Here is a 26542-nt window from a genome sequence, read left to right on the forward strand (position 1 = left end):
TGCCGTTCAACCTGGTCGCGCCTCAGCCGATAAGCCCCAAGGCCGGGTCCTGCTGCGCCTTACTGTCCGGCTCGTCCAGGCCCAGCAGCACGCTCAGCGGGACCTGGACAACGTCGCGGCCCTGGACCCGCGCCGTTGAGCGTAGCCGGCCGCCGCGGGTCTTCTTGCGCGCCCACGGCCCGCCGCACAGGCCTTCCGACCACGCCGAGGCCCATGTCGGCTCCGCCTTCGAGCCGTGCAGGATGAGCTCGGGGTGGGCCCGCTGGGCCTCGTTGAACGCTACCGACGGGTCGAACAGGGCGTACCAGGCGCCCCCGTACTGAACGAGTTCACCGACGCGCCGGCCGCCGGGACGTTCGCCCTGGCCCTCGGCCGACGGGTAGGACCAGCCGAGCATCTGGTTGATGCGGACCTGCTCGTTGAGGTCGTCGGAGTTCAGGTACGGCGGCTGACCGCTGGTGGACGTCGCCAGGTGCATCGACCCCGACGCCAGCGCGGCACGCAGCGCCCGGATGATGGAGACGCCGGGGCTGGTGGCGTCGGCGTCGTTGAGGCTGATGCGCACGTAGGAGATGAGCGCCAGGCGCAGCTTGTGCACGGTGGGGCCGAACTCGTCGCGCAGCCCGACCTCGGCGACGAGGCGGTCCAGCACCTCCAGCCCCAGCAGCAGGTCGCCGGCCATCTCGGCGTGACGCGACGCCTTGCCGCCGCCGCCCATCTTGCGCAGCGAGAAGTCGATGGCGTTGGTGCGCAGCACTTTCCAGTGCGCCACCACGTCGGCCCAGGAGCCGGAGCGGTTGATGGACGCGGCGACCATCTGCACGCACGCGGCGGTGACGTGGTTGGCGACCAGCGACGTTCGCGCCAGCTCGTCGCAGGCGTCCTTGGCGGCGTCGTCGCCGAAGAACTTCTCCCCGGTGACCACGTGCACCACGCGGTCCATCTCGGAGGCCGCGGCCTGAGGGTTCTCCGCGGTCACCATGAACAGGGCACGCGGGCGCATCATCTCCCGGGTCGAGCCTGAGGCGTGCATACGGCCCTTGGATGCCTGGTTGAAGACGGCCCGGATGATGTCGCCGATTTTCGCCTCGGTCATCTCGGCCTTGCGCTTGTCCACCGTGGGGGCCACGTCGTCGGCGACCCAGATGGGGGTGTGCGCGACGGCGTTCTCCATGTAGTAGCCGGTGTCGGCGGCGGTGCCGGGCAGGGCACGGTCGAACGCACCGGGCTTCTCCTGCCAGAACGACATGACCTGCTTGGCGGTCCACGAGTTGTGCGTCGTCACCGCGTCACCGGCCTGGAAGGTGCCGGTCCAGTGCTCGACGGTGATGCAGCGCACCCACTCGGTGTCGGCGACCGTGACCAGGTCGACGTCGACCCAGCCGCCGTTGCCGTCGTCGACCTGCACCGTGCCGGTGGTGCACATGACCGCCAGGGCGGTGGCGGTGACGGTGGTGAACGGGGTCGGGTGGTCGGGGTCGTCGGTGCCGCGCATCGCCGAGGCCAGCGCCAGCACCTCACCGACGGGGTAGACGCGCACCGGGCCGTAGGTGGACGCCAGGTCCTCGAACGGGATGCCGGCGGAGACCACCCACGCCTCCAGGAGCGGCTCGGGCAGGCCGAGGGCGTCGGCGAGGGCCTCCAGGGTCGCCGCGGAACCGGAGCCGACGGACTCCAGGCCGGCGCGGACCCGCTCCGACATCGGCTCGTGGCCCGCCTCGACCTGGGCGCGGGTGCGGGCCCGCCACAGGTGGTTGGTGGAGGTGACGAGCTCGCGGCCGTCGGCGAGGTGGACCCGGACGCAGGGGGCGCGGTGCACCTCCGACATGGACCGCACCCGGGTGGGGGTGCCGTCACCGGCCAGGACGATGTCGCCGACGGCCAGGTCGCCCAGGCAGACGTTCCCGACCGGGGTCGGCAGGACCGTCGACATCGGCAGGGCCTTGCCGGAGCGTCGGGCGCCGGAGAAGAAGATGACCGAGTTCGGCAGCACCGGCACGGTCGGGCGCAGCGCCGCGGCGAGGGCGACGGCAGCGACACCGTCGGAGGACCAGGCGCCGGCGGTGTAGGTGGACAGCACGGTGCGGACGGCGTCGGCGACGGCGGCCTTGTCCATGTGCCCGTCCTCGAGCACGAGCGGGTGCAGGCCGAAGCGGGAGGCGGCGGGCACCTCGCGGTCGGTGATGCCGGGGGCGGCCTGGGCGGCGGCGTCGCCGCGTGCCCCGACGACGCTGTTGCCGGCGATGAAGACGGGGGAGGCGGCCTCGGTCGGGACCCAGCCCATCTGCTGCCAGACGAAGCTGCGCTTGCGCTCCTCGACCCGGTGGCGCTTCGCCCCCGCCAGCCAGTCGGGGTCCTTGGGCGGCCAGTCGGCCTGCTCCAGGACCCTCACTGGCACGCGGGCACCCTCGGTGAGGTGCCAGCGGTCCGGCGGCTCGGCCAGCAGGCGGGCAGGGCCGTGAACGGTTGCGTCGACGCGGTTCCCGTCAGGGCCACGGAGCGAAATCTCGACCTTGACGTCGCCCTCGGCGTCGTCTGAGGCGCGGGCGTCGAAGCGTCCGGTCTCCAGCTCGGCCTCGGTGGCGGGGCGGCGCTGCACGGTGGCGGCGACGCGGCCGATGATGTCGTTGACGCGGACCCACGCCGAGGACGTGCCGCCGAACTCGTCGGTGACCTGCGTGAACTTCTCGTACCGCAGCTCCTCCTCGTTCATGCGGGTGTCGCCGTTGCGCAGGACGGTCTCGGCCTTCGGCGGCTCGGGCAGCTCGCGCTCGAGCCCGGCGAGCAGCTCGCCGAAGGTGCCGACGGCGAGGAAGTCGTCGATGCCGCGCTTGGCGTCACCGTCGTCGGGGATGCGCAGCCAGGACGGCTCGCCACCCTTGTTCTCGACCATCTGGAACAGCTGGAGCGCCTGGGCGTAGACGGCCGGGTTGGTCTCGACGTCACCGTCGAAGGCGACCATGACCTCCTTTCCGCCGCGCAGGTCGATGGCGTTCCACTCGGGGTTGTGGTGCCAGTTGCCGACACCAACGACGACGAGGACGAGGACGCGGTGGCGCTCGGGGACGCCGGCCATGATGTCGCGCAGCCGGTTGCGGGCGGCGTCGGCGAGGGCGTCGGGGCCCATGTCCTTCTCCGCGTCGGTCAGGCGCAGCTTGTCGGCGTCGACGCCGGACTCCAGCAGCAGCCCGGTGAGGGCGGAGGCACCCTTGAGGAGGCCCTCGGTGAGGAGGACTCGGCGTGCACCCAACCACGAGCGCGGTGTGGAGGGGTGCACGCCGATGACGGTGGCCTGGCCGGTGAGGTTCTCGTACTTGCGCGGCTTGCCGGTGGCGTCGGCCATCGGCTCGTCGGGACGGACCTGCCAGGAGGAGGCCGGGGGCATCCGGGGCGTGGACGCCTGGCCGAGGCGCTCGGCGGCGGTGAGGGCGTCGGCGAGAGTGTCGGGACGCCACCAGGGCATGGCGAGCCCGGCGGGGGTGCACATGCGCTGCAGCTGCTTGCGGGCGGTGGAGTTGGGGGAGCCGCCGAGCTTGTCCTCGCCGAAGGCGCGCGACTGCTCCCGGGTGAGGGTGCGCAGGCCGGCGGCGACGGCGACGAGCGGGGCGACGGCGGAGAGCACGAGCTTCTCGGCCTGCACGGCGGAGGTGATGGCGGGGCGGTAGTCCTCGATGGACCAACGCAGGGCTTCTACGGTGCGAGTGAGTTGGTCCACAGATTTCGCCATGGCCGCTTCGTTCACGCTGAGCTGTGGAGAAGTCACTGCGCCGGGGCGCGGAGTGTGTGGTCCCATGGTTTCGGTCTTGATGAGGGCTGCGGGTTCACGTCTTCTGGTCATGCCCTCCCTGTGCCAAGTGCTTGCACCCCAGGTCCTCGGTAGCTCGTCAGAGACCGGTTCGGGCCTTTCTCAACGGTGGAACTCGTCACCGTGAGCACGACCGGGGCGGGCGTCCAGGGGCCCTTCGGTCCGCCAGGACGCAGGGGTTGCAGGCGAGTGGGCTGCAGCCCATACGTCGGTTTGGTGATGGGGCAGGCGACTCATGGGGCGCCTGGAGGTCCGCGTCGCCGTGCCTCCGGCCCGGTCCAGGCCAATTCGCAACCGCGACGGGGACGAATCGACCTGCGCCCAGCCTGTCTCTTTGCTCGACACACACCCGGACCAGTCACCCAAGGCCACGGCCGTCGGCTGATGCCCGAGGTGGGTCCGCGGCGTACGACCAGATGGCCGGCACACGGGGCCGGCACAGGCGATTGACCGCAGTTGACCACACTTGACCACGTGAGCACGCGCTCGTGGTCACGTCTCAGGTGGCCGCTGACCTGCAGTTTCGCTCGCAACAGGCCACTTGACCACATTGACCACGCCTACGGGTAGGCCTCTCGGGAAGAGAGTAGACACTTCGACGAGCTCGAGGGGGGTGCACTCTCTCCAGTCATATGGGGAGGGCGCGTCGGTGGTCAATGTGGTCAATTTCAGCACCCACTACCACTACTACTAAATATGGGTATCTCTACTACTCACTACTACTAGATATTGCACCTACGCTCGGTGCACCACTTGACCACACCCCGTGGTCAAGTGTGGTCAACTGTGGTCAATCCGGCCTGCTTAGCCCGGGGTTCGGACGGTCGTAACTCGAACCGGGGTGAGCGATCTGGATCGGTGACAAGAGCGATGCACGGGCAGACGTGTCACAACATGTAGGTTGCCTGGATCGGCAGGAGTGCAGGACACAGGAGGTAGGGGTTGAGCCTCACCAACAACGACTCGCAGACCATGACCCAGCGGCAGCTGGAGTCCACTTTGTGGGCCGCGGCGAACGCGCTGCGCGGCCCTGTCGACCCCGGTGACTTCAAGGCGTACGTCTTCCCGGTCATGTTCTTCAAGTGGATCAGCGACACCTGGGACTACTGGCACGCCACCGCTCTCGAGGAGTGGGGCGAGGAGCTCACCGACGAGATCGAGGCTGACTACCAACCCTTCGTCGTGCCGGACGGGTGTCACTGGTCCGACGTGCACCAGACCGTCACCAACGTCGGCGTGACGCTCAACACCGCGCTGCAGCGGATCGAGCAGGCCAACCCCGACCTCGTCGGTGTCTTCGGCGACGTGAACTGGGCGAACAAGCAACGCCTGCCCGAGACCGCCCTGGTCGCTCTGCTCGAGACCTTCCACGAGGTCAAGCTCGACCCGAACCACGTCAAGGGCGACATGCTCGGCGCCGCCTACGAGTACCTGCTGCGCGAGTTCGCCGAGGCCTCAGGCAAGAAGGCCGGAGAGTTCTTCACCCCCCGCCACGTCGTCCACCTGCTCGTCAAAATCCTTGACCCGAAGCCCGGCGACCACATCGTCGACCCGGCCTGCGGTTCCGGCGGGATGCTGGTGGAGACGATCAATGCGGTGTCGGAAGCCGGGGGCGACCCGCGGACGCTGCGTCTGCACGGTCAGGAGATCAACCTGACCACCAGCGCCATCGCCAAGATGAACCTCTACCTGCACGGCCTGAGCGACTTCACGATCCGCCGCGGTGACACCTTCCGCGAGCCGAAGTTCGTGACCAAGGGCAAGCTCGACCGGTTCGACGTCGTCATCGCCAACCCGCCGTTCAGCCTGCAGAACTGGGGCGCGGCGCAGTGGTCCAACGACCCCTACGGCCGCGCGTTCTGCGGTGTGCCACCGGCCAAGAACGGCGACTTCGCCTGGATCCAGCACATGATCTCGGTGATGCGCGAGGACACCGGCCGGGTCGGTGTCGTCATGCCCCACGGCGTGCTCTTCCGCGGCGGCAAGGAAGGCGACATCCGGCAGTGCCTGGTCGAGAAGGACCTGCTGGAGGCGGTCATCGGTCTGCCCAACAACCTGTTCTACTCCACGTCCATCCCGGTGGCGCTGCTCATCTTCCGAAAGACCAAGCCCGCCGAGCGGCAGGGCAAGGTGCTCTTCGTGGACGCCTCGGCGCGTTTCGCTCCGGGGAAGAACCAGAACACGATGTCCGACGCCGACATCGAGACCGTCCACGCCGCCTACGCCCAGGGTGAGGACATCGACGGCGAGGACGGCCTGCACCTGCGCCTGGTCGACCTCGAGGAGATCGCCGGCAACAACTTCGACCTCAACATCGGGCGGTACATCACCACCGAAGCCGCGGTCGAGGTCGACGTGGAGGCTGCCCTGGCCGCCTACCACGACGCCCGGGCCGAGCTGCGCGCCGCCGAGCGGGTGCTGGACGAGAAACTGAAGGCGGCTGGTTTCAGTGCGTGAGGGTTGGCGCGAGGCACCTCTGGGGGATGTCACCCTCATTCAGCAAGGGACGAGGATTGTGCACGCACCTCCCGGTGAGCTGCCGATACCAGTCCTGGGCGCAACTGGCATCGTCGGTTCGTGGAACGAGTCCACCTACGCTGATCCGGTCGTGGCTTTAGGTTGCCGCGGAACGGTGGGAACTGTGCGGTTCGTAGACCAGCCAGCCTGGTTCGGTAACAACGTCATGGCGCTTCGCCCTGCGGATACTTCCGGCCTCGAGGTGCGTTTTCTGGCACTCGCGCTTGAGCACGCAGACCTCGTAGGGCAGGGTGCGGTCGGTGGCCAAGTCCAGAAGCAGATAACTCGCAAGAGCCTCACGCCCGTCAAGATCCCGCTCCCTCCCGTCAACGAGCAGCGGCGCATCGTGGACCTGATGGGTGCCCTGGATGACACCATCATGGCAGCTGAGAAAGTGCGGCAACGACTGTCCATAGCCCTCGCCAAGAGACGGGACATGGTCTTCGCGCAAGGGGAGACGCGCTCAGCAGCCGAGATGTTCGACATTCTCATTGGGCTGCAGCGGTCTCCTGCCCGTGCGAAAGGTCCTGACCAGACGCCTTACCTCCGATCGGCGAACGTGACGCATGGCCGACTTCTCCTCGATGACGTGAAGACCATGGCGTTCGACGCGAAGCAGCGTTCCAAGTACGCGCTGCGGCCCGGGGACGTTCTTGTATCTGAGGGCAGCGCAAGTGCTGATGCTGTGGGTGCCCCTTCCCGGTTCAGCGGAGAGTTGGAGGGCACAGTCTGCTTCCAAAACACCCTCCTGAGATTTCGCGCGGTGGACGGTGTCACGACTCCTGCGTTCGTCTCGCAGTGGTGTTCGTGGGCCTACGAGTCTGGGGCGTTCCGGGACGCGGCGAACGGCACGAACATCAAGCACATCGGATCGGGAGGCGCGTCCAAGATGAGAGTCGTCGCTGTCCCAATCGAGGACCAGGATCTCCTGACCAACGAGCTGGCGGCGGCGGAGACGGCGGTCGAGGGTGCTCGCAACGCGGTGCTGACCCTCCGCGACCTGCGCTTGAACCTTCTGACCGCCCTCCTGTCGGGTGAGCACGAGATCCCGCATTCTTACGACGAGCTGATGGAGGAGTCGGCTGCATGAGCGGGATGGGGGAACTGGTCAGTGTGCAAGCGCCGCTGGTGGCTGCCCTGGCCGGGGTGGGGTGGGTGCACGTGCCGGCGGATCAGCTGGGCCGGCCGGACGAGGACCCGTTCGTCATCGACCAGGTGGTCGACGCGCTGGTCCGGCTCAACCCGGTGATCGCCGAGGACCCGGAGCGGGTGCACGAGGTGCTGCGGCAGCTGCGGACGATGCCGCTGACCGCGCAGGACGTTGGCCTGGTGGAGACCAACCGGGACTTCGCGGCCTGGCTGCGCGGGGAGGTGACGCACGAGTTCGTCGGGACCAAGGGCTCGGTCCCGGTGCGGCTGATCGACTTCGACGACCTGTCCAACAACGTCTTCGTGGTCTCCGAGGAGGTCCGGTACGGCACGCCCGGCCATGTCGCCCGCTTCGACGTGGTGCTGTGGGTCAACGGCTTCCCGCTGGTGGTGGGTGAGTTGAAGACGCCGGTGAACCAGAAGGTGTCCTGGGTCAAGGGCGCCACCGAGCTGGTCGAGACCTACCAGGAGGGCTGGGCGCCGTTCTTCGTGCCGAACGTGCTGACCTTCGCCACCGAGGGCAAGCAGTTCCGCTACGCCGGCGTCCGCACCCCGGTCCAGTACTGGCACACCTGGGGTGCGGTGAAGGACCAGCCGCGCCTGGCCGACGTACTGGAGGCCGCGACCTCGATGCTGACCCCGCGGACGGTGCTGGACTTCCTCTCCGACTTCACCGCCTTCGAGACGCCGCAGTCCGACGACGGAACCGGGTCGCTGAACAAGCTGGTGGCCAGGTACACCCAGTACGAGGCGGTCAACCTGATCGTGGACCGCGTGAAAGACCCGGAGCGACGCAAGGGCCTGATCTACCACACGCAGGGCTCGGGCAAGACCCTGGCGATGGTGTTCGCGGCCGGCAAGCTGCTGCGCGACCCGGACCTGAACAACCCCACCATCGTCCTGGTCGCCGACCGGGTACAGCTGGTGCAGCAGCTGTGGGACCAGTTCCGCACCACGTCCATGCCGCGGCTGCAGGTGCCGCCCACCGCGGGCGCGCTGCAGGCGCTGCTGAAGGGGGACCGGCGCGGTCTGATCTTCACCACCGTGCACAAGTTCGCGAACGCCCCGGTGCTGAACGAGCGGTCCAACATCGTGGTGCTGGTGGACGAGGCGCACCGCACCCAGGAGGGCGACCTGGGTCAGACGATGCGGGCAGCCCTGCCGAACGCCAACCTGTTCGCGTTCACCGGCACCCCCATCGCCGACGTGGACCGCAACACCTTCGCCACCTTCGGCGACGAGTCCGACCCCGGCAGCGCACTGCACACCTACGGCACCGACGAGTCGATCCGCGACGGGATGACCGTGCCGATCCACGTGGCCCCGCGCAAGGTCGAGTTCACCCTCGACAAGGAAGGCCTGGACGAGGCGTTCAAGGTGCTGGCCGAGGACGAGAACCTCGACGACGCCGAGCAGGACGAGCTCGCCCGGCGTGCGTCCCGGGCCGCCACGTTCTTCGCCAACCCCGACCGGGTCCGGGCCGTGTGCGAGGACCTGGTGGACCACTTCTACTCCACCGTCGACCCGTTGGGGATGAAGGCCCAGATCGTGGTGGTCGACCGGGCCGCGTGCGTGGCGTACACCGAGGAGCTCGACCGGATCCTGGAGGAGCGGTACCAGAAGGCGCTGGCCGAGGCCGGGGAGTTGGAGGTGCCGCTGGTGCGGGACGAGGTGGCCGTGGTGATGACGGTCGGCACCGCCAAGGGCGAGGACGCGGCCTGGCAGAAGTACGCCCTGACCGAGGCGCAGGAGGCCGATCTGCTCAAGCGGTTCCGGACCTACGGCGACCCGTTGAAGTTCCTCGTGTGCACCTCCAAGCTCGGTACCGGGTTCAACGCACCCATCGAGGGCGTGCTGTACCTGGACAAGCCGCTGAAGGACCACACGCTGTTCCAGACGATCACCCGCGCCAACCGGACCTGGCGAAACCCCGAGACGGGCGCCGACAAGCGGTACGGGATCATCGTCGACTACGTCGGCCTGGGTGCCGGGTTCGCGAAGGCGATGGCCCCGGCCAACCCGGAGCAGGCGCAGCAGCAGATCGAGATCGACGGACTCATCGAGGTCTTCGAGACCCAGCTGGAGACGACGATGCTCCGGTTCGCCGGCATCGACGTCGACCAGCAGGGGCCGCAGACGCTCATGGACGCGCAGGCGAGGATGCCCCGGCCAGAGGACGAGCAGAAGTTCGCGGCGAACTACGTGATGCTCGAGGGCATCTGGGAGGCGCTGTGGCCCCACGATGACCTGCGCACCCACCGCAAGACCTACCGGTTCCTCTCCCAGGTCTACGCCTCCCTGCAGCCGGCTCCCGGGCCGGCCGACCACCTGTGGCACCGGCTCGGGGCGAAGACCCTCGACCTGGTCCACCGGCACATGGACGACATCACCGTCACCCGGGCCGACGAGGTCGTCGTCGCCGACGCCGAGACCGTCCGCACCCTCATCGACGAGGGGCTGCTCGAGGACCCGAAGGAGATCGAGGGCAAGACGGCCGACGACATCATCGACTCCATCGCCGAACGGCTGAAGAAGCGCCAGGCAGCCCCCTCGGGCGAACACCCGGTGTTCAAGTCCTTGGCCGAGCGTCTGGACCGCCTGCGCCAACGCACCCTGGCTGCGGCAGAGCAGTCCATCGAGTGGCTTCGGGAGGCGTTCCAGCTCGCCAAGGACCTCACCGCCGCGGAGAAGGCGGACGACCAGGGCACCCTTGACCTGCTGCCCGACCCGCGCCTTGGCGCGCTCACCCAGATCTTTCGCGAATTCGCGCCGAAGGACTCGCCGGTCCTGGTCGAGCGTGTCGTCGATGACATTGACAGCATTGTCCGGGAGGTCCGCTACGACGGCTGGGAGGCGACCCAGCAGGGCGATCAGCTCGTACGCCGACACGTCCGTAGCGTCCTTCGGAAGCACCAGCTGCACAAGACGCCCGGGTTGTTCGAGCGGGCTTACGAGTACATTGCGGAGCACTACTGATGATCGCCGGGCCAAACAGGGCTGCGGGGACTTGCGGCAGCAGCACCCGGTTGGTGGAACGTTGTCCCGAGCACACCGATGAGAGGGATCCCGTAGTCAAGCCGTTCACATCTGCGACCGGCTTCACCGACGACTGGTGGGTGGACTTCAACTGGGATACCTCAGTGCGCTGGTTCAGCCTCATCGACGACACCACGGGCGACGAGCTGGTCCGCGTAGAGGTCGTACCCACATCTGAGGTAGGCGCGCTGTACCGAACCGTGCCAGCCAACGGCTACACCGAGATCGAATTGATCGAGGTGCACGGAGAGCACCGCCGGCAAGGCTGGGGCCGCACAGCCATTGAGAAGTTGCAGGAGCAGCTCCCCGGGCCTTACGCAGCCTTGGCCAAGGATGGCGCCGAGCCGTTCTGGACCGGTTTGGGCTGGACAGCATTCCAGCATCCCGGTGACCCAGAGCACTGTGACGTCCTCTTCATCGACGAACCTGGCCAGATGCCCTAGACGGCCGGCCTAACGGCCTCCGAGACGACGCGGCTTTGTCTGTGATTCCCGTGCCTGTTCCACGCTCCCCAGTAGTACTGCGCGGGGGCTCAGATGTACATACCCACAACCCTGCACCGGTGCTCGTAGTTCCACGGCGTCTCGGTCCCGCACCACCCACACGTGTCGGTTGGAAGAGGCCAGGGGGTTTGCGTATTGGGGACTGCCACCGGCGGCTGCTCCAGGCCCTGGGGCTCCTCGTGGGCTCGGGGAGTATCGACAATCATGACCGGCTCTGGCGACGACTCCGCCTCCGGCGGATCCTCGTAAAAATAGCCGCCGAACCGCCCGCTGGGGTCGTGCACTGGGCACCACGGCTCGAACAGGGGCGTCGGGCGTTCGCAGGTCGTACACAGCGAATGTGCCGTGGTCATGCCTTCCCCCAAACTGGGCCGAGGACCCTCGCGGTACCCGTCACGGGGACACTGTTGACTTCCGTCGTCATCGCCGCAGTCAACACCAGGGCAGCCTGCTCCGCCTTTTCCGCGACCACCTGCACGACCAGCTCGTCATGCACCGGTAACCAGAGTACCCAGGATTGTGATGTGACGCTCATCACATGGTTGCCGTGGCGTTGGTGCTGATCCCGCACAGTGATCGGGTAGCGCCAGGACCGGGCTTAACCCACCCGAGAGCGCCCGAAGGCCCCGCTCGTGGACCTCACCCGCCGGGCGGGGCCTTTCGACGTCATCAGCGGGTGGGGTCTTGAGGGTCCTGGGGGGACCTTTTCCTACCTGTGACTGGCAGGAGGCGACCGATGTCCTTGGCGGCAGCAACTTTCTGAGTGGAAACAGACCCCCCAAGACCCCCCAAGACCCCCCCAGGACCCCCCTGGAGAACGGGGCCCGCGTCTGGGAGGGGTGACCGGTTTCCGCCTGGCGCGGCCATGTTGCTGCACAGTGTCCGCCGCCACACCCCCACCGCCCAGACGGTGCCATGCCCTCTTGCTTCGACGGCTCCGCGCAGCCCAACCCGGAAGGAACGTCGTGACAGACACACCCGCCACGCCCCGCGACACGGTGGTGCGATGGACCCAGACCCTGGTGGAGCCGCTGCTTCCCCTGGAGATCCGCAGCGCCCGCGAGCGACGGATGCGTCAGGTCTGCGCCGACCACCCCACCTGGGCCTCCCTCGTCCTCGGCGGCACCCTGGCTGACATCGTGCTCTCCCTGCCCGACAACGACCCCTGGCGCACGGCCTCGTCACGACTGGGTCGCACCACGCACGGTGACACCCCACCCGCGCGCGACGGCGCCCGCCTGCCTGACGGCGCCCGGCTGGGCACCTGGCGCTCCTTCGTCGACACCCTCGGGGCGCCCGCCGAGGAAGACCTGACCCTCGACCCGTCCTACGCGCCGATCGCCGCAGAGCTCGCCCCCGTTTCCGAGGCGATCATCGGGTTCGCCGCCGGCGGGTGGGAGTCGGGAGCCGCCGGGGTGTCCGCCGCTGTCCCCCGCGGCTCCTCCACCAGTGCCGTCGACGACCTGGCCGACCTGCCGGGCATCCAGACCCTGCACCCCTCCCCGATCTACACCTACACCGTCCCGGCGCTGCGGTGGGCCACCTACCGCCGACGCTCCTACGGCACCAGCGCCGACGACGCGTGGGTGTCCGAGTCGCTGTACCGCTGGTCCTGGCGCGCGGGGCGCATCCTGGGCGGCATGTCCTGGGACGAGCACATGGTTGACTCGCTCATCGCGGCCGAGCGTCTCGAACCCATCTCCGACGAGCCGTTCTGACCCGCCCCTGACGCCACCGGCCACCTGACCGACCGGCCGCTGGCACAGGGAGGGTATGCGCGGACAGCACGATCACGACAACGCACCAGGGCCCCCGGGTCCGACCCGGCCGACCAGGCACCGCAGGCTCCCCCTGCCCCCGACCAGACGGCCGTGCCCGACTGGGCGCAGATACCCGAGCCGCCCGTGGAGATGGCCGAGCTGGACGAGGCCGACCTGGCGGCGGTCGTGGAGAAGATGACCCGGGTCGTCGAGTCGACCGTGCGCTGGTCCATCGAGGACTACCGCCCCGCCATCACCAGCGCGGTGCAGGCCGAGAAGCTCGTGCTCTCCGCGGTGGCTCCGCTGGTCGCCGCCGCCGCCGGCCTGCGCACCCTGACCCGTGAGCAGTCCCGCACCTTCGGCGAGGACAAGATCGGCGGCTCCCCATCTCCTCCGCGCGCAAGCAGCTGCTTCGCATGTGCCACCCCGCCGTGCTGGCCATGCCGTGGTGGCGCCCCGACACCCTCGCCGACGCACTGGGCGCCGCCGAGCGCCTCGGTCAGGCCACCACCCCCGGATGCTCCCGGCACGCGGGGCCGGCCGCTAGGCCCGGGCATTCAGCCGAGGAGGGTGGCGGTCAGGGAACGGACAGCCAACTGCGGGCAGCCAAGGGCTGGGACGAACTGGCCAACAGGTACTGACTCGGGCTTCTGCTTCTCTGCTCTGCGTGCTGGTCTCCGGTCCGACTTCGTCGTCTCGACGCCCCCTGTCCCTGCTCTTTGTCTGCTCGTTGTCGTCCCAGCCTTTGGCCCGTCGGGTCTTGCTCCTTGTCGTGCTGGTCTCCCCCGGGTCCCTGGTAGTCCGCTCTGCTCTTGGTCTGTGTCTGCCGGGGTCTTCACCACCCCGGTCCCGCGGCTGGTGATCTTCGCCTTGTCCGTCTCGGTATCCGTGTCGTTGCCGTGGTGCCTGCTCCTCGTCTGCCTCTGTGGTCGGCTCGTTCTACACCAGCCCGGTCCGTCGGTCCCTCTCAGACGTGCTTGGCCACATGGTCTACTCGGGCAAGTGCCGCCGTCAGCAAAGCCTCCCCAGAGTGATGTCGAGACTGTCGTCGTCCGCCGCTTCCGAGAGACCCTGGCCGGAGCCCGTGTCTCCCGGGTCGACCTCGCCAAGACAGTCTTGGTCTATCACGGGTCATACCTCAACCGGATCCTCAACGGTCAGAAGCGGCCAGGTTCACCGAGGTGGTCGACATCTCCTCAGCGTTGGGCCTCGACCTCGCCGTCGAGTTCGAGCGGCCGCGACGCGAGATCACTGACACCCCCTGAGGGCCGCTGGCCCTGCGAGCCCGGTCACTCTGGCAGATCGCCGATCCGTTCACACACGTCGTTGACGATGCGTCGCTCCTGGGGTCGGTCTGTGTTCACTCCAGCCGGGCACGTTCATCCGGGGAGCGAGCCGGACACCCGGGCTGGTCCCCGCTCCGCCCGCCCAGCACAGTGACGAGGAGCACGACACACTGCGCCACCGCCTCCGACACCACCGTCACGGTCCCGGCACTGTTACCTACTTGGACGGCGGCACGCGCACCTCTCATCACGGGTGTCACACTCGTCACAGCCTGCGTTGCATTCCCTGCTCCCGGCCCAGCCGGATCCTCGACAGAGCCTGCTCGACCACGCCTTCGGCAGGTTGAGGTCAACGCCACCTCCGGCTCGCCAGCACAACCCCCACATCGAGCCTGCGGCAGCCCCCAAACAGCGTCAACAACCTTGAACTCAGCCGCCCTCGCACCCGTGGACAGATTATGGACATTTGCCCGGGTGCGATAAGTGCTGTCGCGGCATGTTCTTCGGCATGGCTGCCAAGCAGATCGTCTGGCGTATGCAGCGCGCCCGCAGCGGGCAGATGGACCCCGCGACCTACGCCAACCGCACCAAGCCGTTCGGCTCGGCGGTGCGCGACCTGCGCGAGGTGACGCTGCTCACGGTCCGCTCCGAGGTCGGCGTCGAGTGCTACATGCTCACACCCGGCAAGCGGCCCGACCTGTCCGCCAAGGCCGCTGAGGTGCTCGCCCACGCCGTCGGTGCGAAGGCCGTCCAGGCCGACGAGCTGCCCGACACCTCCGGCGGTCCCGTCATCGCCCGCCTGGTCGCCCGCCCCTCCCAGTCCGCCTCCCGTGACACCCAGGCCGGCGCCGACCCCTCCGAGGTCGCTCAGACGATCGCGCGCACCGCCGAGCCGGGGTCGTGGCTGGCCGTCACCCTGCGCCGCCCGGGCAAGCGGGAGGTCGACCGGACCCGCTCGTGGAACCACCGGCGCAACGCCTCCTACACCCACCACTCCCTGGACTCCGAGGTGCTCGTCGCCTCCTTCCTCGCCGGTGCATCCTCGGAGTCGGCCGCCACGTTCCTGCTCGGCCAGGTGGTCTCCGCCCTGCCCGGCATGGACGCCCCCTCCGACGCCCGGGCCGCACTGGGTGCCGGCGGGCTCGGTGTGGTCGCCGCGGGCGGTGGCGCGTTCGGTGAGCTCATGCTGCCCGGCTTGGCCTCCGCCCACGGCCTCCTCGAACGCGCGGACAAGTATCTTCAGCGGGATTGTCAGCTGCTTGCCCTCAGGCCGTCCGCAACAGCGAGAGCGGCGACGTCGTCCATCTCGACCTCGACGACTGGCTGCGACCCGGCCAGGCATGCGTCACACCGCAGCGGGTGATGTGTGACTGGGTGCGTCCCGGTGTAGCCAGACCCGCCGCATGCCTCGCATTCGTAGTGGTCGACGATGCGGACTACGACGTGGAGCGCATCGAGGACAACGCGCCAGGTTTCGGGCTTGATGGTGTCGAACCCACCCTCGAGTGCGGTCACCGCCCGCCGCACCTGGGCGTTGTCGACCCCTGCGGCTTCTTCGGCCACCTTCCGACGCAACCCTCGCGCCCGGGCGGTGAGTACTTCCTGCTGGGTCTGGAGGGGGCGAACGCTCGCTTCGAGGGCGTCACGTCGGAGGCCGTGCTCACGCAGCAGAGCAACCTCTTCGGCAATCTGAGTGTCCAGGGCGGCTAGCTCGGCCTGAACCCGCGTGAGCTCGACAGCAGGCGAGATGACCGCCCCTCGTCCCATGACCCCGGCCCTCAGCACCGCCGGCTGGAGCAGCGCCTGCCGGACGTGCTCGACCACGGTGACGTCAAGGTGAGCTACCTCGACGTTGTGGCAGTTGTCGTGACCCCTGGCGGCGGCCAACCGGGCACGACAGGAGTAGGTGGGCCTTTGCCTTCCGGCGGTACGTCCCAGGCCGCGGCGTCCGCACGGCATGATGAGCAGCCCGGTCAGGAGGTAAGACTGCGGGGCCCGTTGCGGGTAGACGGTGCGGGCTTCGCGCAGCCAAGTCCGCCAGAAGGCGGCTTCGGCTTCGGTGATGATGGCCGGGATGGGCACCTCGATGTCATCGAAGCGCCAGATGCCAGCGGCTGCCTCGATGTGCCCGCTGTCCTTCGCCCACCGACGCAGGGTGGCTGCATCCCAGGTGGCTTTCTTGGCCGGGGTCAACCCGCGCCGGTTCAGGTCGTCGGCAACGTCCTTGGCACGGGCTCGGCCGACGACCAACTGCTCGTAGATGTACCGCACCGCCTGCGCCTGCTTGTTGTCGATGACCAGCAGTCTGGCGCGGGGCTCACCGGCCACCCGGTAACCGAATGGCGGGGTGGACCCGACGAAACGGCCCTGCTTGGCCGCCGCCCGCCGTCCTTCCTTGGTGCGTATACCGATGCGCTGCCGCTCGAACTGTGCCACGCCACCGAGTAGGTTCGCGGTGAGTTGCCCCTCCGCGGTGGCCGAGCTCGTCCCCTCATCGATGGCCGTGACAGCAGCGCCTTGTTGGCTGAACTCGTAGACGAGTGTGAGCTGCCCCAGTTGGTCTCGAGCCAACCGGTCCGCCTTCGTGACGGCCACCATGGTGACATCACCCATGGCCACCCGCTGGCGCAGCGCGGTCAGGCCCGGCCGGCTCAGTGACCCGCCGCTAAATCCCGGGTCCGAGAAGTGCTCAACGTGAGTGTGACCGTCACGACTGGCCCATTCCCGCAGCCGACGCTCCTGCTCGGGCAGAGACGTGCCCGACTCGGCCTGCTCACGACCGGAGACCCGCCCGTACGTGACGATTCTCATGAGGCCCTCCGAACAGCGGTGGGGGCACTCTTGGCGACCGCGGCCAGGACTACCTCTGCCACCTTCTGGAGCTGGCCGTGGTCGGGCGCGGGGCGGAACGTCACCGTCACGCGGGGGTAGGGGCGGGCTGCTCGCTTCTTGGTCATGCCGTCCCTGTGCCACGTGGTTCTACGCCAGGTGGCCTCTTCAGGTCTCAGGTCGCTGACCTGCAGATATGTCGTTGCCTGCGCGCAGCATGCAGTTGGCATGGCACCATCGCGGCCTGCGCCTTCGCCGCGCTGCTGCTGATGGTCATCAGGTCGGGGGCCGTGGAGGGCCTCGTCACGACGGTCATCACCACCGCGCTGTCGGTGTCGCTGTGACCGGGCGCGGGCGCCCTGGCGAGCGAGGGATGGCCACGGCAGAGCTGGCCGTGGCGCTGCCCGCCGTCGTCCTGGTGCTCGCGCTGTGCCTGACCGCCATGGCACTGGGCGTCGACCACGTCCGTGCCCAGGACGCGGCGCGCGCTGCCGTGCGCGCCGCGTCCCGCGGCGAACCGACCTCCGTGGTCCAGCAGGTCGCGCTGTCCCGGGCTCCGAAGGGCGCCGAGGTCGTCGTCGACCGTGGGGCGGCGTGCGTCGAGGTCATCATCAGCGCACCCGCGCGTGTCCGGCTCCTGCCGGATCTGCCCGGCGCCCGGGCGTCGGCGAGCGCGGACTGGGAGCCCGGGGCGCGACCGTGAGGTCGACGGTGCGAACGCGTCCCGGGAGGAACGAGCGAGGGTCGGGCACCGTGCTGGCGGTCGGGCTCGTCGGGGTCCTGGCGGTCCTGCTCGTGGCCGGACTGCTCGTCGCCGCCGTCGCGACGACCGGTCAGCGTGTCCGGACGGCCGCCGACCTGGCCGCGCTCGCCGCGGCAGGCCGGGCGTTGGAGGGTGCGGACCGGAGCGGCGCCTGCGCGGCCGGCGGGCGGGTCGCGGTGCAGAACGGCGCCTCGCTGCTCAGCTGCACCGTGTCGCCCACCGAGACGGGCATCCCGCGGGTCGAGCTCGAGGTGGGCCGCCCGGTGGACGGCACGCCGTGGACGGTCCGGGCGCGCGCAGCCGCCGGGGCGGTGCCTGCCGAGGAGGGGTGGTGGGGTTGACCCGCACGGGAGGGGGCGAGGGCGGACGATCTCGGACCGTGGACCAGCCGCTCCGGCTGCCCTGTGACGGTCCGTGCCTCAGCGGTCTGGCTCGAGGCGGTTGCGCTCCGTCGCCGGCGACGGGTTCGTGCCGGTCCGGGGCAGCCCCTGGCCGGTGGGCGGAGCCGTGCTGCTCCCCGGCGGGCGGGTGGAGACCGTGCCGCGGTCGGCACCCCGGTCGACGTCGGTGCTGCGCACCGCGCGGCGGTCGCTCTCCTTCGCCTGCTTGCGCAGCTCGCGGACCTCACGTGCCTTGCGCGCCTTGCTGCGCGCTCCGACGCCGATGAGCCACAGGCCCAGGGCGCCCACGGCCAGCGTGATGACGCCGGACAGGAAGAGCCACAGCGGGGCGACCTCGACGTTGAGAGGGCCATAGCTCACCTCGACCGGCGGCATGCCGGCGGTGGCGAGGAGGACGTAGGTGATGACGGCAGTGGCCAGGAGGACGAGCAGGAAGCCGAGGATCAGCATGTCAGGCCTTTCGCGTCCGGCCCGTTCGAACGATGGGCCGCGGGTGCACCGGTGCTCGACGAGGCTAGCCGACCTGCGCCTTCTGCGTCGTCCGTCAGGAGGTGGGGACCGAGACCGACCGTTCGGAGAGCAGGTGCGAGAGTGTCGCGACGGCCCCGGACCGGTGCAGCGGGTCGTTGCCGCTGCCGCACTTCGGCGACTGGACGCAGCTCGGGCACCCGGCCTCGCAGGCGCAGGCCTCGACGAGGTCCCGGGTCGCCGCCAGCCAGGTGGCCGCCTCGCGGAACGCCCGCCGGGCGAACCCGGCGCCACCGGGATGTCCGTCGAAGACCATCACCGTCGGCAGGCCGGTGTCCGGGTGCAGGGCGGTCGAGACCCCGCCGATGTCCCACCGGTCGCAGGTGGCGAGCAGCGGGAGCATCCCGATCGAGGCGTGCTCGGCCGCGTGCAGGGCGCCGGGCACGTCGTCCTCGGCGAGCCCGGCCAGCGCCAGCTCCTCGGACGGCAGGGTCCACCAGACGGCCTGGGTCACGAGGCTGCGCTCGGGCAGGTCGAGCGGGTGCGTGCCCAGGACGGTGCCGTCGGGGAGCAGCCGCTGGAAGGACGGCACGGTGGTGGTGACCTCGACGCGCCCGGTGCACAGGCGCGCGGCACCCCATGCCTGTTCCTCGTCGACCGCGCGGATCGCGAAGGTGCTCTCGCTGCGGGCCCGGGTCGTCCAGCCCGGGTCGCCCGCGACGACGAGCGCGACGGACGCCCCCAGGTCGAGGTCGGTCACGACGTGGGGCTGTCCCTGGTGGAGGTACACCGCCCCGGCGTGGACGGTCGTGAGCGCGCGGTCCTCGTCGACCGTGCCGAGCACGCGGCCGCTGCGCGAGTCGACGATCTGGACCGGCTGCCCGGCGTCGCGCAGCTGCACGTGGTCGGAGGGGCGGTCGGGGCGTGCCCAGTACCAGCCCGTCGGGCGCCGGCGGAGGACCCCGCCGGCCACGAGCTGCTCGGCCAGCCCGGCGACCCCGGGCCCGAACCAGCGCTCGTCCTCACGCGTCAGCGGCAGCTCGGCGGCGGCCGCGGCGAGGTGCGGGGCGAGGACGTAGGGGTTCTCGGGGTCGAGCACGCAGGACTCGACGGGGGCGTCGAAGATCAGCTCCGGGTGGGCCAGCAGATAGCTGTCGAGCGGGTCGTCGGCCGCGACGAGGACCGCCAGCGAGGGGGAGCCGCGGCGCCCTGCCCGGCCCGCCTGCTGCCAGAAGGACGCCCGCGTGCCCGGCCAGCCGGCCATCACGACGGCGTCGAGGCCCGCGATGTCGATGCCCAGCTCCAGCGCGCTCGTCGCGGCCAGTCCGAGCAGGTCGCGTCGGCGGAGAGCCTCCTCGAGAGCACGGCGCTCCTCGGGCAGGTAGCCACCACGGTAGGCCGCGACCTGCCCCGGCACCCCGGCGCCCCGATCGTCCAGCTCCTCCCTGGTGCGCGAGGCGACGACCTCGACCCCCTGCCGGGAGCGGGCGAAGGCGACCGTCTGCACCCCGGTCTCGACCAGGTCCGCGAGCAACGAGGACGTCTCCGCCAGCGTGCTACGACGCGACCCGTCCTCCAGCTCCGGGGGCTGCCAGAGCGCGACGACGGTCTCGCGCCGGGGCGAGGCGTCCTGCGTGACGGCCACGACGTCCTGGCCGACCAGGGTGCTGGCGAGCACCTCCGGCTCGGCGACCGTCGCCGAGGCCAGGACGACCGTCGGCTCGGCGCCGTAGCGGGCCGCGATCCGCAGCAGGCGGCGCAGCACGGCGGAGACGTGCGCCCCGAAGACCCCGCGGTAGACGTGGCACTCGTCGACGACGACGTAGCGCAGCGACCGCAGGAAGCCCCGCCAGCGCTCGTGTCCCGGCAGCAGGGTGTGGTGCAGCAGGTCGGGATTGGTCAGCACGTAGTGCGCGTGGTCCCGGATCCAGCGCCGCTCCTCGGACGGGGTGTCGCCGTCGAGGGTGGCCACCCGGACGCCGGGCACCGCGAGGGTGTGCAGTCGCGCGGCCTGATCGGCGCCCAGCGCCTTGGTGGGGGCCAGGTAGAGCGCCGTCGCACCACGCCCGCTCGCCGCGGAGGTGCCCTCGCACAGGGCGGTGAGCACGGGCAGCAGGAAGCCCAGCGACTTGCCCGAGGCTGTGCCGGTTGCCACGACGACGTGCCGCCCCTCCCGGGCCAGCTCGGCGACGCGCGACTGGTGCTCCCACAGCGTCGAGATGCCCTCGCCGTGCAGCGCGGCGGTCACCTCCGGTGCCACCCAGTCGGGCCACGGCACCGTCCGCCCCTCGCGGGCGGGCACGGTGCGCAGGTGGCGCAACCGCTCGCCGCGGGACCCGCGCGTCAGGTGCGCGAGCGCGGTGCGGGGCTCGAACGGCTGGGCCTGCTGGGCCTCGGTGTGGTCCTCGGGCATGTCGCGACCACGCTACGCCGGGCTCCTGACAGGCCCCTGCCCGTGCGCCGATGCCGTGGCCGGTGCCGACACACCCGGCCCGGCGTCCCCACGCACCGGCCGGGGCACGGCATACCATGACGGCGGCCGACCCCTTGACCTGGGTCACTACAGTGTGGCCACCAACCTGCGGGCGCCGATGCCCGCGCCGTCGCCCGCAGCGTCGCGGGCCAGCTGAGGAGGCTGTTCATGACACCAGTCCTTGCCGCGAGCGAGGTCGCCCTGTCGGGGACCGATCGCTCGATCGTCATCGTGGTGCTCGTCATCTCCGTCGTCGCCCTGGTGATGGGATTCCTGTTCCGGCGCGAGGTGCTCGGGCACTCCCCGGGCACGGAGAGCATGCAGGAGATCGGCGGAGCCGTGCAGGAGGGCGCGTCCGCCTACCTCGGACGGCAGTTCCGCACCCTGGCGATCTTCGCCGTGGTCGCCTTCTTCCTCCTCATGGTGCTGCCCGCCGACGACATGTTCATGAGGATCGGGCGCTCGATCGCCTTCCTCTTCGGCGCGGCCTTCTCGGCGGCCATCGGCTACCTGGGCATGAACCTCGCGACGGCGGCCAACATGCGCGTCGCCGAGGCCGCCCGCACCACCGGCCGCGACACCGGTATGCGGATCGCGTTCCGCACCGGGGGCACCGTCGGCATGGCGACGGTCGGCCTCGGTCTCTTCGGGGCCGCCCTGGTCGTCCTCGTCTACGAGGGCGGCGCGCCCAAGGTGCTCGAGGGCTTCGGCTTCGGTGCCGCGCTGCTCGCGATGTTCATGCGTGTCGGCGGCGGCATCTTCACCAAGGCGGCCGACGTGGGCGCCGACCTGGTCGGCAAGGTCGAGGCCGGCATCCCCGAGGACGACCCGCGCAACGCGGCGACCATCGCCGACAACGTCGGCGACAACGTCGGTGACTGCGCCGGCATGGCTGCGGACCTCTTCGAGTCCTACGCCGTCACCCTGGTCGCGGCCCTGATCCTGGGCACCGCCGCCCTGGGGGTCCACGGCGGCCTGACCTTCCCGCTCATCATCCCGGCGATCGGCGCCCTCACCGCGATCCTCGGTGTCTACATCACCAAGGCCCGCGCGGGCGAGAACGGCCTGCGTGCCATCAACCGCGGCTTCTACATCTCCGCAGGTGTCGCCGCCGTGGCGTCCGTCGCCGCCGCCCTGGTCTTCCTGCCGAGCACCGCCGCAGACCTGCCCGGCCTGACGTCCGTCTTCGGCGGCGAGGTGACCGTCGACCTCAACCCGGCCGTCCGTGCCGCGGGCGCCGTCGTCGTCGGCATCGTGCTGGCGGCCTTCATCCTGTGGCTGACCGGCTACTTCACCGGCACCGAGACCAAGCCGACCAACGACGTCGCCAAGACCTCGCTGACCGGCCCGGCCACGGTGGTCCTCTCCGGCATCGGCGTCGGCCTCGAGTCGGCCGTCTACACCGCCGTGACGATCGCCGCCGCGGTCTACATCCTGTTCACCCTCGGTGGCGGCTCGCTGATCCTGTCGCTCTTCTTCGTGGCGCTCGCCGGCTGCGGCCTGCTCACGACGGTCGGCGTCATCGTCGCCATGGACACCTTCGGTCCCGTCTCCGACAACGCCCAGGGCATCGCCGAGATGTCCGGCGACGTCGACGGCGAGGCCGCGCAGATCCTCACCGAGCTCGACGCGGTGGGCAACACCACCAAGGCGATCACCAAGGGCATCGCGATCGCCACGGCCGTGCTGGCGGCGACCGCGCTGTTCGGCTCCTACTTCGACGCGATCCAGCAGACGATCGGCACCGCCCTGGGCGAGAACGACGACCTGCTGCAGTCCTTCCTCGTCTTCGACCCGCGCGCCCTCGTCGGCGTGCTCATCGGCGGCGCGGTGGTCTTCCTCTTCTCCGGCCTGGCCATCAACGCCGTGACCCGCGCCGCCGGCGCGATCGTCTTCGAGGTGCGCCGCCAGTTCCGCGAGAAGCCCGGGATCATGGACTACTCCGAGAAGCCGGAGTACGCCCGCGTCGTCGACATCTGCACCCGCGACTCGCTCCGCGAGCTGGCCACCCCCGGTCTGCTCGCGGTCTTCGCCCCGATCGCCGTCGGCTTCGGCCTCGGCGTCGGTGCCCTGGCGGGCTACCTCGCCGGCGCGATCGGCACCGGCGTGCTCATGGCCGTCTTCCTGGCCAACTCCGGCGGCGCCTGGGACAACGCCAAGAAGATCGTCGAGGACGGCGCCCACGGCGGCAAGGGCTCCGACGCCCACGCCGCGACCGTCATCGGCGACACCATCGGCGACCCGTTCAAGGACACCGCGGGCCCGGCCATCAACCCGCTGATCAAGGTGATGAACCTCGTCGCGCTGCTCATCGCCCCGGCCATCGTCGGCCTGACCTACGGCGACAGCGCCAACGACATGATCCGGTGGGCCATCGCGCTCGTCGCGGTCGCGGTCATCGTCGCCGCGGTCGTCGTTTCCAAGCGCCGCGACATCGCCATCGGCGAGGTCCAGGAGCGCTCCGGGGTCATCTCCGGCTGAGGAGCGGACGGCTCGAGGAGGGGCGGTGCACCGACGGTGTGCCGCCCCTCCGGCGCGTCTTGGAGGGGTCTGTCGGTGTTCGAACATATGATCGAGGTATGCAGCAGCCGTTGGGGACGGTGCGGCCGCCGAGGGGGACGGAGTCGGCGGCCGGTGACTCCTGGCTGCGGGCCGATCGGGCGTGGCTGCCCAGAGACCTCCCGGTTGACGTAAGCCGGCCGGAGCTGGTGCAGGACGACCTGGTGGTCGAGTCGTTGGGGTGGATCTCCCGCGCGGTGTCCGACCTGGAACGCTCCCGGCTGGTGATGGCCACGGAAGCGGTGGACCGGGGGTTGCACCTGGCCGAGGGGTTCTCGGTGGTGGACTGGCTCGCGCTGAAGTGCCCGGACCTGGAGCGGCGGGCGTTGATGGACCTGGCCAGGTTGGCGCAGGCCGGCCGCGAGCCGGTGCACACCCCGCTGATCGAACGCGTCAAGAACGGGCAGATGAGCCTGGCGCGGGCGGCGAGGCTGCACCGGGCCCTGCAGCGGGTGCGGCCGGGCCTGCCGCCGGAGGAGTACGCCGCCGCCGTGGAGCTGTTGGCCAAGGCCGGGTCCGACCCGGTGTTCGACGAGAAGGACATCTCCCGGATCGTGGACCGGTTGGTCGCCTCCTGCGTGGACGAGCGGGACCACGAGGCGAAGGCCCGCAAGAAGCACGCGATGCGTGGGATCCACGAGTCGAGCCTGGCGGACGGGTCGGTGAAGCGGTGGGTCATCACCTTTGGCGACGACGCCGACTACGAGGCCGCGAAGGCCATCATCGACTCCCCGCTGGCGGCGCCGGCGTCGCAGGAGGAGCAGGACGCCACCGGTGAGCTGGACCTGCGGACGGCAACCCAGCGCAGGTACGACGCGTTCCTGACCGTGCTCCGCCGTGGTGTCGCCGGGACCGAGGGGCAGCCGACGACACCGAAGGCGATGCTGATGGTGACGTTGGACTTCGAGACGCTCAAGCGGCAGCTGTCCGAGACCGGTGGCCACCTGCCCGGGGTCGGCGCCACCCTCCAGGGCACCCCGCTGCGGGCGGAGGCGATCCGCAGACTCGCGTGCGAGGCCGACATCATCCCCGTCGTCCTCGGTGGACCGTCGGAGATCCTCGACCAGGGCCGCCGCAAGCGCCTCGTCACCCCAGGACAGCGGGTCAGGTTGGCCGCGCGTGACCGGGGCTGCACGATCCCGGGGTGCACCGTGCCCGCGACCTGGTGCGACGCCCACCACGTGGTCCCGTGGGCGATGGGTGGACGGTCAGACCTGTCGAACTACGCGTTGTTGTGTCCGAGGCACCACACGTTCGTGCACGACCGCAACCTCACCGCCACCGTGACGGAGCTCGGGGTCCGGTGGCATCTGAGATGACCCCGCCCCGAGCCCGGCCCCGACCGGCCGGGCGATCAGCCATGCTCACGCGGCGTGCGTCACGGGCGGGTCGGCTGGTCCGAGGTTCTCCCATCTCCTCGTGCCACAGTGACCCTCGTGCCCAGCTCCGCCACCACTCCAGTCCCCGTCCTCGACCCCGCAGCCGCGGACGACCTGCGTTCCGACCTCCTCGACGCCGGCTACACGGTCGACCACGTCGCCGAGGTGCTGGGGGAGCGGGCCGCGGCCGCCATGCACCGTGACCGGCTGCTGCTCGCGGACCAGGCCACGCGCGGGAGCGACGACCCGGCCGCGGTCCTGCTGCGCCTCTTCGTCCTGGCGCGACCCGTGCCCGGCGCGACCGTCGACGCCGTGCTGCCGCGGACGCGTGCTGCCGGGCTGGTGCGGACCGGGCTCGTCGTGGAGGACGCCGACGGTCTGCTCCGGACGACCTGCGACCTGCGACCGTACGCCGACGACCGGCACGGCTGGTGGATGGTCTCCGACCTCCCCGAGGCCGTGCTCGACGGACCGCTGCCGGTCGACCACGTGCTCGGCATCGGCGGTGCCTCGACGACCCTGGCGTCGTGGACGCCGCGTCCCCAGGTCGAGCGTGCCCTCGACCTGGGCACGGGCAGCGGCGTCCAGGCCCTGCACCTGTCCACCCACGCGGACAGCGTCGTGGCGACCGACCTGTCGGCCCGCGCGCTGGCCTACGCCCGCCTGACGGCCGCTCTCGACGACCTCGACCTCGACCTGCGCCGGGGCAGCCTGCTGGAGCCGGTGGCGGGAGAGGAGTTCGACCTCGTCGTCTCCAACCCACCCTTCGTCATCACGCCGCGGACCGCCGGCGTGCCCGTCTACGAGTACCGCGACGGCGGGCAGGCCGGCGACGCCCTCGTCGCGGGTCTGGTCCGCGACCTCGCCGGCCACCTGCGGCCCGGAGGGATCGCCCAGATGCTCGCCAACTGGGAGCTGCGGGACGGGGAGGACTGGCGCGAGCACGTCGGCGGCTGGCTCGAGGGCACCGGCCTGGACGCCTGGGTCGTGCAGCGCGAGATCCAGGACGTCGCGGAGTATGCCGAGACCTGGGTCCGCGACGGCGGTCACCGGCCCAGGACGACCGACTTCGACCGGCTCTACGCGGCCTGGCTGGCCGACTTCGACGCCCGCGGCGTCACGCACGTCGGTTTCGGCGTCGTCACCCTCCAGCGCCCCGCCACCGCACGGGAGCCGTGGCGGGACCTCCTGGACGTGCGCACCCCGGTTGCCTCACCGATGGGCCCTGCGGTCCTGGCCGGCCTGCGGGCGCGGACCTGGCTCGCCGAGCACGACGACGACGCGGTGCTCGACGTCGCGTGGCAGGTCGCCGACGACGTGACCGAGGAACGCGTCGGACGCCCGGGCGCGCCGGACCCGCAGGTCATCCAGCTGCGCCAGGGTGGTGGGCTGGGTCGCACGGTGCGACTGGACACTCTCACCGCGGGGCTGGTGGGTGCCTGCGACGGCGATCTCACCGCCCGTCAGCTGTGCTCGGGCCTGGCGGTCCTCACCGAGACGGACCCCGCCGAGGTGGCGGCGGCGGTGCTTCCCACGTTGCGCGAGCTCGTCGCCGACGGCCTGCTGCGCTGACCATCACGGGCCCGCCGCGCGTGCGACGAGGGCCGCGGGCCC

The 26542-nt window shown here is 70.3% G+C and carries 16 protein-coding genes; 12 read left to right on the top strand and 4 right to left on the bottom strand.

What is annotated here, in order from left to right:
- Window positions 1-22 precede the first annotated feature (22 nt).
- Entirely contained in the window at window positions 23-3715 is a 3693-nt protein-coding gene (locus tag FB476_RS01865; protein ID WP_141817278.1) for a DUF3854 domain-containing protein, read from the bottom strand.
- Window positions 3716-4747: 1032 nt separating this feature from the next.
- Between FB476_RS01865 and FB476_RS01870 the strand changes: the two genes are divergently transcribed.
- The 6 genes from FB476_RS01870 to FB476_RS01895 all read left to right on the top strand — a co-directional run bounded on the left by FB476_RS01870 (window position 4748) and on the right by FB476_RS01895 (window position 15419).
- On the top strand, window positions 4748-6262 hold the full coding sequence (locus FB476_RS01870; protein WP_141817279.1) for a type I restriction-modification system subunit M: 1515 nt from the start codon (window positions 4748-4750) through the stop codon (window positions 6260-6262).
- Window positions 6255-7412, top strand: a complete 1158-nt coding sequence (locus tag FB476_RS01875; protein WP_170233496.1) for a restriction endonuclease subunit S — start codon at window positions 6255-6257, stop codon at window positions 7410-7412. The genes FB476_RS01870 and FB476_RS01875 overlap by 8 nt, the downstream gene beginning before the upstream one ends.
- Entirely contained in the window at window positions 7409-10447 is a 3039-nt protein-coding gene (locus FB476_RS01880; protein ID WP_141817281.1) for a type I restriction endonuclease subunit R, read from the top strand. Before FB476_RS01875 ends, FB476_RS01880 begins: the two co-directional genes overlap by 4 nt.
- A complete protein-coding gene (locus FB476_RS01885; RefSeq protein WP_141817282.1) occupies window positions 10447-10950 on the top strand; it encodes a GNAT family N-acetyltransferase in 504 nt (167 codons plus the stop codon). The genes FB476_RS01880 and FB476_RS01885 overlap by 1 nt, the downstream gene beginning before the upstream one ends.
- A 1025-nt stretch (window positions 10951-11975) precedes the next feature.
- Window positions 11976-12728: a hypothetical protein gene (locus tag FB476_RS01890; RefSeq protein WP_141817283.1), complete on the top strand. Its 753-nt coding sequence runs from the start codon at window positions 11976-11978 to the stop codon at window positions 12726-12728.
- 1836 nt (window positions 12729-14564) lie between these two features.
- On the top strand, window positions 14565-15419 hold the full coding sequence (locus FB476_RS01895; RefSeq protein ID WP_141817284.1) for a hypothetical protein: 855 nt from the start codon (window positions 14565-14567) through the stop codon (window positions 15417-15419).
- Here the strand turns inward: FB476_RS01895 and FB476_RS01900 are convergent.
- The gene (locus tag FB476_RS01900; protein WP_141817285.1) at window positions 15308-16867 is read right to left on the bottom strand and encodes a recombinase family protein; all 1560 of its coding nucleotides are present in this window, start codon (window positions 16865-16867) and stop codon (window positions 15308-15310) included. The genes FB476_RS01895 and FB476_RS01900 overlap by 112 nt on opposite strands.
- A 155-nt stretch (window positions 16868-17022) precedes the next feature.
- Here FB476_RS01900 and FB476_RS17085 point away from each other — a divergent pair, with 155 nt between their 5' ends.
- Genes FB476_RS17085 through FB476_RS01915 form a run of 3 tightly spaced genes read left to right on the top strand, consistent with a single transcriptional unit; the run spans window position 17023 to window position 17989 of the window.
- Complete coding sequence (locus tag FB476_RS17085) at window positions 17023-17229, top strand: DUF4244 domain-containing protein (RefSeq protein ID WP_170233497.1); 207 nt, start codon at window positions 17023-17025, stop codon at window positions 17227-17229.
- A gap of 29 nt (window positions 17230-17258) precedes the next feature.
- On the top strand, window positions 17259-17588 hold the full coding sequence (locus FB476_RS01910; protein WP_141817286.1) for a TadE family type IV pilus minor pilin: 330 nt from the start codon (window positions 17259-17261) through the stop codon (window positions 17586-17588).
- Between the two features lie 8 nt (window positions 17589-17596).
- Complete coding sequence (locus tag FB476_RS01915) at window positions 17597-17989, top strand: Rv3654c family TadE-like protein (protein ID WP_272949385.1); 393 nt, start codon at window positions 17597-17599, stop codon at window positions 17987-17989.
- 78 nt (window positions 17990-18067) lie between these two features.
- Here FB476_RS01915 and FB476_RS01920 read toward each other — a convergent pair whose 3' ends face one another.
- Together FB476_RS01920 and FB476_RS01925 are read right to left on the bottom strand one after the other, a co-directional pair.
- Complete coding sequence (locus FB476_RS01920) at window positions 18068-18499, bottom strand: LapA family protein (RefSeq protein ID WP_141817288.1); 432 nt, start codon at window positions 18497-18499, stop codon at window positions 18068-18070.
- A 94-nt stretch (window positions 18500-18593) separates the two neighbouring features.
- Window positions 18594-20930, bottom strand: coding sequence for a DEAD/DEAH box helicase (locus FB476_RS01925; RefSeq protein WP_141817289.1), 2337 nt, complete (start codon window positions 20928-20930; stop codon window positions 18594-18596).
- 228 nt (window positions 20931-21158) lie between these two features.
- Here FB476_RS01925 and FB476_RS01930 point away from each other — a divergent pair, with 228 nt between their 5' ends.
- From FB476_RS01930 to FB476_RS01940, 3 genes are all read left to right on the top strand, one after another.
- On the top strand, window positions 21159-23471 hold the full coding sequence (locus FB476_RS01930) for a sodium-translocating pyrophosphatase (RefSeq protein ID WP_141817290.1): 2313 nt from the start codon (window positions 21159-21161) through the stop codon (window positions 23469-23471).
- A 98-nt stretch (window positions 23472-23569) separates the two neighbouring features.
- The gene (locus FB476_RS01935; RefSeq protein WP_141817291.1) at window positions 23570-24868 is read left to right on the top strand and encodes an HNH endonuclease signature motif containing protein; all 1299 of its coding nucleotides are present in this window, start codon (window positions 23570-23572) and stop codon (window positions 24866-24868) included.
- Between the two features lie 117 nt (window positions 24869-24985).
- Window positions 24986-26500 (top strand): DUF7059 domain-containing protein, encoded by a 1515-nt coding sequence (locus FB476_RS01940; RefSeq protein ID WP_238329508.1) that lies wholly within the window; start codon window positions 24986-24988, stop codon window positions 26498-26500.
- The last annotated feature ends 42 nt before the right edge of the window (window positions 26501-26542 follow it).

This window comes from Ornithinimicrobium humiphilum, from assembly GCF_006716885.1.
GTDB lineage: Bacteria > Actinomycetota > Actinomycetes > Actinomycetales > Dermatophilaceae > Ornithinicoccus > Ornithinicoccus humiphilus.

Excerpts from the sequence above, each read along its gene's own strand:
- FB476_RS01925 (WP_141817289.1), bottom strand. The coding sequence starts at position 20,930 with ATGCCCGAGGACCACACCGAGGCCCAGCAGGCCCAGCCGTTCGAGCCC.
- FB476_RS01885 (WP_141817282.1), top strand. The coding sequence starts at position 10,447 with ATGATCGCCGGGCCAAACAGGGCTGCGGGGACTTGCGGCAGCAGCACC.
- FB476_RS01880 (WP_141817281.1), top strand. The coding sequence starts at position 7,409 with ATGAGCGGGATGGGGGAACTGGTCAGTGTGCAAGCGCCGCTGGTGGCT.
- FB476_RS01900 (WP_141817285.1), bottom strand. The coding sequence starts at position 16,867 with ATGAGAATCGTCACGTACGGGCGGGTCTCCGGTCGTGAGCAGGCCGAG.
- FB476_RS01920 (WP_141817288.1), bottom strand. The coding sequence starts at position 18,499 with ATGCTGATCCTCGGCTTCCTGCTCGTCCTCCTGGCCACTGCCGTCATC.
- FB476_RS01910 (WP_141817286.1), top strand. The coding sequence starts at position 17,259 with ATGGCCACGGCAGAGCTGGCCGTGGCGCTGCCCGCCGTCGTCCTGGTG.
- FB476_RS01935 (WP_141817291.1), top strand. The coding sequence starts at position 23,570 with ATGCAGCAGCCGTTGGGGACGGTGCGGCCGCCGAGGGGGACGGAGTCG.
- FB476_RS01895 (WP_141817284.1), top strand. The coding sequence starts at position 14,565 with ATGGCTGCCAAGCAGATCGTCTGGCGTATGCAGCGCGCCCGCAGCGGG.
- FB476_RS01930 (WP_141817290.1), top strand. The coding sequence starts at position 21,159 with ATGACACCAGTCCTTGCCGCGAGCGAGGTCGCCCTGTCGGGGACCGAT.